This is a genomic window from Limosilactobacillus avistercoris, assembly GCF_014836425.1.
GTDB classification, from domain to species: domain Bacteria; phylum Bacillota; class Bacilli; order Lactobacillales; family Lactobacillaceae; genus Limosilactobacillus; species Limosilactobacillus agrestimuris.
Window position 1 is genome coordinate 1 of the sequence record NZ_JACSQW010000032.1, and the last position, 11,339, is coordinate 11,339.

General features: G+C 38.0%; 6 protein-coding genes and 3 pseudogenes. 3 read left to right on the forward strand and 6 right to left on the reverse strand.

The window, feature by feature from the left end; translation table 11 throughout:
* A partial coding sequence (locus H9564_RS08510) for an SEC10/PgrA surface exclusion domain-containing protein (protein WP_191685049.1) occupies nucleotides 1-1,964 on the reverse strand: 1,964 nt, incomplete at its 3' end.
* 364 nt (nucleotides 1,965-2,328) lie between these two features.
* Nucleotides 2,329-2,511: a hypothetical protein gene (locus tag H9564_RS08515; protein WP_191685050.1), complete on the reverse strand. Its 183-nt coding sequence runs from the start codon at nucleotides 2,509-2,511 to the stop codon at nucleotides 2,329-2,331.
* Nucleotides 2,512-2,863: 352 nt separating this feature from the next.
* Here H9564_RS08515 and H9564_RS09375 point away from each other — a divergent pair.
* From H9564_RS09375 to H9564_RS08530, 3 genes and pseudogenes are all read left to right on the forward strand, one after another.
* Nucleotides 2,864-2,977, forward strand: a pseudogene (locus H9564_RS09375) (type IIL restriction-modification enzyme MmeI); the annotation flags it as partial.
* 460 nt (nucleotides 2,978-3,437) lie between these two features.
* Nucleotides 3,438-5,168, forward strand: a complete 1,731-nt coding sequence (locus tag H9564_RS08525) for a hypothetical protein (protein WP_191685051.1) — start codon at nucleotides 3,438-3,440, stop codon at nucleotides 5,166-5,168.
* Nucleotides 5,169-5,456: 288 nt separating this feature from the next.
* Nucleotides 5,457-6,485 (forward strand): hypothetical protein, encoded by a 1,029-nt coding sequence (locus tag H9564_RS08530; protein ID WP_191685052.1) that lies wholly within the window; start codon nucleotides 5,457-5,459, stop codon nucleotides 6,483-6,485.
* Between the two features lie 262 nt (nucleotides 6,486-6,747).
* On the opposite strand, the gene H9564_RS08535 is transcribed toward H9564_RS08530, so the two are convergent.
* The 4 genes and pseudogenes from H9564_RS08535 to H9564_RS08550 all read right to left on the reverse strand — a co-directional run.
* Nucleotides 6,748-7,569: a hypothetical protein gene (locus H9564_RS08535; protein WP_191685053.1), complete on the reverse strand. Its 822-nt coding sequence runs from the start codon at nucleotides 7,567-7,569 to the stop codon at nucleotides 6,748-6,750.
* Between the two features lie 994 nt (nucleotides 7,570-8,563).
* Nucleotides 8,564-9,007, reverse strand: a complete 444-nt coding sequence (locus H9564_RS08540; protein WP_191685054.1) for a helix-turn-helix domain-containing protein — start codon at nucleotides 9,005-9,007, stop codon at nucleotides 8,564-8,566.
* Nucleotides 9,008-9,941: 934 nt separating this feature from the next.
* Nucleotides 9,942-10,028: pseudogene (locus tag H9564_RS08545) on the reverse strand (helix-turn-helix domain-containing protein); the annotation flags it as partial.
* Between the two features lie 177 nt (nucleotides 10,029-10,205).
* Nucleotides 10,206-11,339, reverse strand: a pseudogene (locus tag H9564_RS08550) (N-acetylmuramoyl-L-alanine amidase family protein); the annotation flags it as partial.

Consider the following 11,339-nt stretch of genomic DNA (forward strand, 5'->3'; position numbering starts at 1 on the left):
ATAGTTTTAATGCCATCATTACCAACTGTAATAGTGGATGGGACCTGTTCATCCTTATTAGCTAACTCATAACCATCCGGTAACGAGAGCTTAACATCAACTTTATTGCCAACTTTTCCTGAAACTTGGTCAGCTTTTACTACCTTACCATCTGGATCGATATAGTTGATAGTTCCTGTTTGCAACCGCTTCAGTTGTTCTTGGGCATTTAAAAGCTTCTGATGGGTTAGCGAACGGTCTTCCTTAAGCTTAGTATACTTGTCATTAGCAGTCTTAAGCTCCGCCTTAAGCTTATTAACCTGCTCATGTGCTACCTGCTGGTTTTCTTGGGCTACTTGCTGCTTTTCCTTTACCTGGGCTAACCGACTCTCTGCATTCTTTACTGCCTGCCCATTAGCAATCTTTTGAGCCGCCACGAGCGCATTTTGCGCAACCTTAAGTCTATTCTTGGCTGCCGTTAAGTCCTGTTGCTTTGTCGCCACTTCCTGCTTAGAGGTTACCAACTGCTCCTTGGCTTTCTTTAACACATTGTTTGCCTGGGCAAATTTATCCTGTGCCGTTTTCAAAGCCTGGGCAGCCACAGTTAATGCCGCCGATTGCTTACTCTTTAATTTTTGCAATTCTGTCAATTGTCCCTGTAATTTAGCAGTATCTACCGTTGGGATGGTATATGACTTCTTACCAAATACTGTTCCACCATTAGTATCTAAATCACCATCATCAATCATTAGTAAATCTAGTTGCTGGTCCATACCGGTAACTGCAGCGTACTTACCGCTCATCAATAGTTCACGAGCCTTCTGGATATCACGCAAGCCGTCCAAAATCATATTGTAGGTATCCTGTTTCAGGCTGTCCATTGTTACTGGCGTAAACGCATATGACGTTACTGTTCTCGTATAGTTACCCAATGAAATAGATGACTGCGAATAATTTAGTACCTGACGATTCAACGTTCCAGTCAACGTATAATACTTGTAAAAATTATAAAGCCCGTTTTGATCGGCAGCATTAACCTTAGATGCCTCGCGGTTACCTTGATCAATGTATTGATGCTTAAGGTAAATATTTGCAATATCCTGACCAAATTTTACCGAACCATCGGTAACCATTAGAGGTGCCTGCCCTGCAACTTGCCGAATACCATTGAGTAACCCTACTGCAAAGGTCCCTAACTCAGCCCAATCATTTTGACTTAGGTTATTCAGGTCGTCAAAAGATCGCTGAGCATCCTGTTGCGAATGATGGTAAGAATTCTTATTGAGCACCTGGAGATCATTACCGGTAAAGCTTGTATTATCTTTAACCGCATTAATGTAATTAGCCGATACACTAATCTTGTTAACACTATTAATCTGATCCTTGACCTGTGAGATCTTACTATCTGTAGCATTAACCGCTGCTTGTTTTTGATCATTAATATCTTGTTGCTGCTTAGCAACCTGTTCAGCCTGTTTTGCAGCGTTAGCTTTATTATCAACGTCACTTTGAGCAGCTAATTGCTCGTTCTGTGCATCGCTCAATGCTTGCTTACCATTCCGTATATTGGTATTCTCACGACTAATCACGTCTTGTTCAGTCTGAACTCGACTGGCTGCATCTGCTTGTTCCTTTTCAGCTGTCTGCTTGGCTTGCTGTGCTTGGCTTACATCGCGGTTTGCCGCTGCTAACGTACCATCAGCACTCTGCGCCTTGCCTTGAGCTGATTTAAGGTTATTTTGGGCTAAGGTTACCGCTTGACTAGCCAGATTAAGCTGTCTTGATTGATTATCATATTGTCGTTGTAAATTAGTAACAGTCGTCTGCGCCTGAGCCAGTTGAGTGGTGGGCTGTGACTCAACCGCCGCTTCTGCATTATTAATCCCGGTAACGGTGAGAGCACCAATGGCCACCGCCAGCGTGGTAATTCCCATAACACACCATTTTTTCCCAGCTTTATATAATTTCTTATGTTCTTTAGTCACATTGGATACTTCCTTTTGTAATTAATCTAATTTTTATTATACGACTTATTTAATCAATTAGACTTGAACAGATTAAAATAGTGTTCATGTTCGCTTACTAGAAATAAGTAGTGTATTAATTCTGGTACTAAGAAACCATACGTAAGGTTAGCCAGAATAAAAGCTCTTAAGGTAAACTTCACTGTTTATTAAACGCTAAACTAAGAGTACTTATTAAGAGTATATATAAGCTCTCATCCCTTGTCTCTGTAAGGGCCAGTATGGATTAAGCTACTAATATTGGTGTTGTTATCAAGTACCAATTCTATTCAGCGCCTTGTGGAATATCTAATTCTTGCACACTTCCAGAATCTGAAACCATAACTTACCGCTGCCCTTCACCATTAATATTAACTGAAAAAATCCAGGAATGTGACATTTCTTTAATTGGGCTACCAATAGGTCCTGTAATTCCAAGTTCCTCTTGTCTACTTTCAAGTAATTCTTTAGCCTCTTTAGCTGTATTATGGTGGTTTCCTTCTTCAATATTAGAAGAAGGATTATTCATTTTAATGCCCCTATTTTTATGTATTCCTTTTTATTTTTTCTTTGATTGCCTAAGGTAAATACATTAAGTAAATACATTATAATTACATTATATATTACATTAGAGAGCTTTGAAATGGCTTTATATCAACATTTCTGTCCCTTAAAAATACGTTTTAGTACGTGATTAATACCATTTTAGTACGTGATTAATACCATTTTAGTACGTGATTAATACCTATAATGTAAAAAACATGTTAATATGATATATTTGATTAAATACTATTTGAGGTGAAACAATGGCTATTATAGAAAGTTCTAAAATGGACAAAGCAATAAGTAATCTACTCAGTAGGCAAAATTATTTAGTTACGCAAGCTAATGACAAAGCAGTTCTAAAAGCATATGGGCTTAAACCATCAGCAACTGAACCTGAAATAGTACAGCATTTGTTTAAAATGTACGAGCAATTAACTAGTAGTAAATAGCACAATTTACATTAAATATGCTCCTCGGAGGACACTCTAAAAGAGTGTCCTTTTTTTGCTTGAGAAGCAAAAAAACAAAGCATTTCACATGTTAAACAACAGGTGAAATGTGAGTTTCTCGACCGTTTAAACAGGTCGAGAAACAACTTAAATTGGACAACATTTTCGTACAATTTAAGTACTGTGATGTGGCTCCGCAAAGCGAAGCCACATCACTTTGTTAACAAGCAAAATGGTATTTGACTAAATGGTCAACCATGATGCAAGTGTTAACAAACAAGGGGGCGGTTTTTAGGCGGGGGAACTCCCCCCTAAAGCTCTCGGCAGAGCTCAGTCCATGTATGCATAGCGTACATGGTCTAACTGAGTGCTATATACACCATGGATTTGCTTCCCACTTCAGTACCCTAAACATGGTACATTGCAGTTAATCATAACCACACAAAAGGGAGTCGATAAAATGGCAAGTATCACACTAGAAAGTAGCTATCAAAGTACGGCAAAAGATATGGGGAACAGCCACGTCAAAGCACACGGTAAACAGCATAAATACATGCAAGCAGCTGAGCCAGAAATTGAAACTTTAACCGACAACCAAACTAGTGATAACTCAATAGATTTGGCGCTTAAATTTGCCCAAAGTAACATGGGATTACTAACGCCAAAGCAATGGCAGAAATACAATGCAAAATTGCGAAAATCACGGCGAAAAAGCAACTATACTGAATATATTCTTGGCGTTTCTGGTAACTTCATTAAAGCTAAGGAAAGGCAGTTAAATAACCCAAAAACCGTTAAAAAAACTAGAGAAAAAATTAGTCGTGAAATGCGAGCAATTATGGAAAATGCTGGTATTCCGATTAATGGATCAATCTACTATTTAAGTAACACGGAAACGTATGACCAAATGCCTCCTGAACAACTTAAAAAATACCGAGAGTTCGAGCGACAAACCTTCAAAAAATTCTTCAATTCAAGCACTTTTAAGTCGCTAAATCCTCAGTGCTTCCGTGCTGAAATCCACTATGACGAGATGGGGGCTATGCACCTTCAGACACAGTCACTTTGGTATCACAAAGACAGTCGTAAACGTATTACTTACGCTAAGCGAGCCATAATTAAGAGGACACTATCTAAGTGGTATCGACGTGAAGGAGTAAGCGAAGAAGAAGCATTACAACAACGATTAGACGCACTCTGTGAATTTCACGAAATAGCCAACAAAAATGGCAAGAAAATTGGCTCTAGACGCGCAGATATGATGTATTTAGACCATATGAACCGTTTTCCGTGGTCAACTGTTGATGATGCCTTAAAAGTCAATACTGATGGCTCTAAACGCAAATATAAACACTCATCTGCCGAACGCAATACGAGAATTGAAGAATTATGGCGAATAGAACAAATTAATACCTTGCGAAAAATCGCCGAAGAGACTGCCAAGTCAATGGGTATTAACTATCAAGTAGACGAAAATTACGTAACAGACGGAGTACATCTTGATGGTGTCGCATATATCGAGCATAAAAAGGCGTCTCAAAAGGCTCAAACGGCCATGTCATTAGCTAATCAAGTTAAAAATGCGTCTGAGAGTGTATCAGATGATCTAAAGTCCACCTATAAAGCTATTTCTGGCGAAGAAATCGAGGAAAAGTCACCATTAGAACTTGCTAAGAAGATAAAAACCAAGGCGACAACTCAGCAAAAGGATTTTGACGACAACCAAGCTAAAATAAAGCAACAGGAGCAACTCATTAGTCAACAGCAACAGCAATTAGACGCGCAACAGCGTCAATTGCGCAACATGAAGAAGCAACGTGACGCGCTTAAAAAGGAAAACCAAGATTTATCCAAAGAAAATACCGGTCTAAAGGCATCTATTGAGCAATTGCATAAACAACTTAAATCGGCCGGTCTAATCGTGTCAGGCTGGATTAAAGATCACTGGAAGCAACTAGAGCAACATTTCAATACCTATGCGCGAGATATGAACGCGGCCACAAATGAACGTATTCACGGCGGCCATGATGGCAACGGTGATCCTTCCACAGCCCATCAATTCGAACAACGCGCTAAGAACGGGTTGATCGGTGCTTTTGAAAACATTGAGCGCAAAGAAGCAGATAAAGCAGGACTCAACCAACTTTGGACTACCAGCGGTACACAAAAAGACGATGAATTGCAACGATAATTGTCAATAAAATAAATAAAAAACGGATTTGCAATTGTAAATCCGTTTTTGTTATACTGTAAGTTTTTGAAAGCGCATGTTTTTAGACCAATTTATGTTGACTAGCAATTCTTAACCCAAATATGTTATGTTTAAAGTTTTTCGATCAAGCTTAAACAGTGAATTTATAGTGGAATTTGCACGATAAAATTCATCTCAGACGGTGACTTTCAATTAGCTATACCATTTGTGCTAATATGCTGACAGTTGCTAATTTAGCGATGAATTTTTGAAAAGGAGGTCCTGTCTATGGACCCAATTATTAATAACAAGGAGCCACTATTGGTTCCATCTGCTTTCGAAACAGTTGCCGAGAGAAAACAAACATTAGTGGAGCTCTTATCTGAACACATAGCACGAAAGGATCGCTGTCGTGAACCAGAGCTTCCGAATAAGCTAACGAGTTCCAAAGACGGAAACGTCAAAAAAGGACATTTGATTCTCAATTTCCGAGTAAAGGAATCAGATTTAATCGACCTCTTTAATAAAGCCGGTTATCCTTATCACACCATCGCTACAAACCGTTACGGTTTAACGATCAAGCACTATATTCCCAATAGTAAATATCACCAAAAATTACTATGGCGTACCATTCAACACTCCTCTGCGCGATTTCTGTCTAAAATGCACGATTATAAGGGTCAACGTCTCGTTGGAATTGCATATTTCTACGACACTCCTACGCCCGAAATTGACGCAATCTATTACCAAAATAATGAGGACACCACAGCACCAATAACTCTAATACCAACCCCTACATATAAGCACAAGGTCGAAGATGAAGATGATAGCTCACCACTTAGCACCTCTGCTTATGGTCAAGCCAACCAACAACGCCTCATTCGGATTCAGCAACAAGCTGTTAACGATAACCCAGACGATGACAATCCACAAGAAGAACCTGATGAGCCAATCAAGCCACAACCAATTATTGATGATAACAGCTCGCTCCAACAAGCAGTTAAACAGCAGACCAATGCGATTAATGCTGCTGACGATGACGACAATGAAAACGAAAAAAAGAGACGTGATCGCCGTTTACAACGCCAGCGTCGCACTAAACAACAACTAACCAAACAACAAGATGATAGCAATCATTCTAATCTATCACCCGAATGGAAAAAAGCCATTAACAAGTATCTAGCACGTGAAGAAGCGGAACAATATGCGCTTAAACACCCTACTACAACACGCCGAAATGGCACCAATGGTAATCATGGCACTGGTAGTCGAAGCAACCAACCAAAACCAGACAACGGTCCTGAACTACTTGACTAATAAATAGTTATTATCCTTTCCTACACCCATCTAATAAGCTCCAATTAGATGGGTTTTTTTTACCTCACAAACTCCCTGACAACTTTTACCATAGCCACCATTGACCTGTCATTAAAATATGAATTTTAATGCCTACAACTAACGAACGCCGTTATATCAGCATCTTTCAAACTTGCTATACTAAATTCATGATCAAAGTCAGTAATTATAATAAAAGTTATTAAATGGATCTTAATTATTCGTTTTAGATACTTACTAAAAATTAGGAAGCTAAACGCAAAATTCTACTACTCAAACTTGCCAAAACTTCGTGCATGATCGATTCTGCATCCCATAACTCAGAATAGTAAAAACATGAATTATGTTTAGCATTGTTCCTAATTGCTTCAACCCACGCCAAAATGTCATGCTCTCTCAACCACTTCAAATTATCGCTATGTACCCTAGGTGATAATGATACCTTACCACTAGCCCACGCTTGCAAACTTCCCATCGTAACAGGCAAGTTCCCACTAGTCTTATTTTCAAAGATCGTGCTTCTTAGCGCTAAATATGAAGCTAAAATATTTAAAACTTTCATCCCTTGAATGTGTTCAAGGATCTTTTTCACTGTACTAGCATAAACCTTAGTAAATCCTGTACCTTGATAACTTGAAGTTTCTTCACGATTCAGCTCAATAAAATTTTCATGAACGGTGATTATCTCACTCAATTCAAGTTCATACAAAAGATCATCGATCTTGCCTTTACGATTAGCATTATTCAATCCTAACAACCGCCTGATTGCTAAGTTACCAATTACAGCTATTTGTTTTTGGTAATAAGGTACAGGGGCGCTATGAATAACAATAAGAACTAGCAATCCATAAGCTTGTGAAGATAGCCCTCTTTCAAGCCAACTGTTAGGAATCCAACCAAAATACTGACTATCCACTTCAGCAACTTTTAAATCGTTATACTTAGTCAACGCTTCTATTGTCTTCCTCTTACGCTTGAAGCATTCTTCTTTTGGTGCCTCAATATTATTTTCATGATTCAGGTAATCTAAGAATTGTTGACTGTTCTTTAAAAAATTTCTGTCCAAACACTCACTCCTATTATTATCTATCTTTACTATCTATCTTTACTATCTATCTTCTATTTATGAGTGCAGTGTGGTACCAACTAACCCAATTGATCTTTTAACGGTCAATAATTACACCATCTATGTTTGAAAACGATTTAATTATTGACCTATCAATCTTTGTCGACTTTGGTAGATTATCATCGACTTCAACGGTTGTAAATGTTTTTATTAAAAACAAACCAAAATTGTTTATCTATAATTTTGAGCGTACTTTCCCCAATAATGTAATAACCATGCCATAGGCATCATCATCACACTTAGCCTGTCTGTGGCTAAAATGTGACAAAACGATAGCATATCGTGACACTCATTGATTAACTTAATCAACTACTAATATTTCTATTACTAGCTCATCAAGATAATCAATGCACACTGTTTAAACTCATTCCGCCCTTGTTCTTGCTATTGTTAGGGTTTGATTTGTACTTTAACCAAACTGAACTCAGTGATTAAACATAGCGACAACCCGAAAAACTCGCATCAATATCAAGATAGTGTGTAGCTTTTCCGAAACTTCCAGCCACGTCTTTAGCGTTGGTAAATCGCAGGGTTTAGCATACCCATTGTTAACCACAAAACTGTACCAAACTCAGCTTCACGTGCGATTTGAGAGTGTGACCAGCAGGGAGCAACCCTAAACAGCAATTAATGGCTTACGCTTCGCCAAAAGAAAAAGTCGACCAGCAATTAACTAGTCGACTTTGTGCTTTTAGGGTTGAATTTCAGTAATAGTTTTATAATGTTATATCTTGAAATATCTATCTATTTCCCCTACAATAATTGTATTAAAGAAATAGACAACCCCGATTTACTAATGCGACTAGTTAATCGGTAGCTCATTGAAGAACGGCAATTCTTCAATGGGCTTTTTCTTTACTCTTTTTTATTGAATTGTTGTCTTAATGTTACCCTTAACAGCCTCACAATTGCAAACAAATTTGAAATTTTTCTTTTAAATTCCAAAAATTCTTTCAAAAAGTGACTTTTTCTTTGGTGTCTCTTTAACTGATTCAGCAGTTTCTTTTGGCGCTTCTAACTCTTTAATTTTCTTAGACTGCTCTAAAGCTAACTGTTGACTCTGATTCAAGTTAATTTGAGCCATCTTTAGTTGTTCGTTAAGTTGTTCTATTTGTTTGTCTTTAATATCCAACTGTTTCTGAAGTGTTTCTATACTGATTCTCTGAAACGGTTCTTTAGAACTATTAATATCATCAATCTTTGTTCTAACAAGTTTTATAAGCGTTTCATCGTATAACTTGGCTTGTCCTTTTTTCTTCTTAGCCCGTAAATGATTTTCTTTGACGACTCGATAGACTGTTGACTTTGAGCAACCAACGATCTTGGCTACTTCTAACATTGTAAACAATTCTTCTTTTTCCTTAGCTGTTTCTGGCAATTCAATCGCCTCTTCTACTGTGGACGTAAGTATTTATGATATTATCGTATCACAAAAACACAGTTAAATTAAGTAAATTAAAAACGCCTGTCGCAAAGACAGACGCTGGTTTATTCTGCTGAAATGAATGGTTTTAACCAAACAGACTCATAAGAGTCTTAATCAGTTTTTTCAGCTGCTTTTTTGAAAGAGGCAGCAATACAAAAATAAAGATGCAATGCATCGGGAAGAACCTCCTTCCCGCACTGTTGAACGTGTGATTAAGGCGTCCTGATGTGCTTTAACATTGTACCATAGAAAATTTTCAGTTATAATGTAGCTACAAAGATAAAGATGCTGGTGTGCAAATTGGATCAGCTGATTACTTATCCGAGCCGGCGGGGCATCTGAAAAGATGCTCTTTTTTATTTTAAAATCATCAAACTAAAAAGCCCTTTAGCTTGTTTTGGCTAAAGAGCTTCTGTACTTATTACACCATTTTTTAGCAAAGTAACCATATAACCTAGGGTGAATATGAGTACTTTAGTTAACTATTACTTTTCGTCCTATTGACCCGGACGTGGGGTACCTTGAATAAAAGGTGATAGTTATTAAATACGCCTTGAACATAATTCAAAAGTGTATTTTTTCTTAATACAACTTTAGCACCTTAGTTTTACAGATTTATCCACTTATCAGAGCTATTACCATTACCTACTGGATCATCAGTAAATCTCAAGACCAATTGCAATCCGTTAGTAGAAGCAGTTGGCAAATCAAAACTAGTGTTAAATCCACTGTATTGACTACGATAAATCTGCGGGTAAACCTTAGCAACATCATTACGTTCGCTAAAGTTTAAATGCTGACTTCCAATTTCTCTACCATTTTGTAATAAGATTGCTGATCAAGCTCAACAATTATATCTAACCACTCATCGTCAAACCCAAAAGTCATTAGCAATGTATCGCAAGGAACGTCTTTCATTATGAAGCGTTTCAATGATAACACGATTCTGGAATGATAAAATAGTGGTGCTCATCAAGTTCCTTCTTTCTAATGGATTGTGTGGTAACACCATTAAAGGCCTTGATGGGTTTTTCTGTCCACTTAAATATGTTCAACTTAAATTTTACAATCTGTCTTATTAATAAAAGCACAAAACGCAAAAGCCTCTCAGAGAATTTCTGAGGGGCTTAATTAAAACATTTAATTCAATTTAATTTTCATAGCCTAACCAGTGACCATTCAGATCAAATCTATTCCAACGATTGTCGATGAAGTGACGACCGGTAAACATTGCACCTTTTACTTTGATGCCGTTAATAGTTTCTTCTGGATTGAAGTAGTACCAATGACCGTTAATCCAATTCCAACCGATAGTCGCAGCATCAGAACCAGGTTGTAGGTAATACCAGAAGCCGTTAAGTGATCGTTGCCAGCCAGTTAGTGGATGACCATTCTTGTCCAGATAGTACAATTGACCATTAGCTAAATTGGTGGTCCATCCAGTATCCATCCAAGCATTTTGTTGATCCATAAAGTACCACTGACCTCCATAATATTGCCAGCCAGTAAGTGCCCAGGCATTAGCTTCATCGAACCAATACCAATGACCATTGATCCATTGCCAACCAGTACGAGCCCAAGCGTTTGTAGGATCGAAGTAATACCAATGGCTATTAATACTTTGCCACCCTGTTAGTGCATTCGCATTAACGTTGTCAAAGTAATACCAGCTATTATTTATCTTTTGCCAACCTGTGTCAGCCCAAGCATTAGCATAATCAAAGAAGTACCAATATCCCGCACCTGATTTGAACCAGCCAGTTTGGGCCCAAGCGTTAGTTGGATCAAAGTAGTACCAATGATTATTGATGTCTTGCCAGTTAGTCAATGCATAAGCCGTTTGCGGATCAAAGTAATACCAGTGCCCATTGATTGCTTGCCAACCCACGTAGGCATTTCCACTACCTTGGAGGCCAATCCAATGACCATTGACAAACTGCCAGCCAGTCTTCATTGCGCCATAGGTACCATCATGTTGAGCGTTGAGATAGTAAAAACTATTACCAATAGATTGAATCCCAGTCTTCATAATTCCACTTTGAAGATCAAAGTAAAACCAATGACCATTTAGGTAATTCCATCCCTTAGCCAAATAGCCATTCTTTTGCATATAGAGCCAATCGTCTCCTTGTTGGTTCCAACCAGTATTAGTAGTATTGATTTTTTTAACATTAACATTAATAGTACCAATACCATTTTCAGTTACGGTAATAGTGGATGGGACCTGTTCATCCTTATTAGCTAACTCATAACCATCTGGTAATGAGAGCTTAACATCAACTTT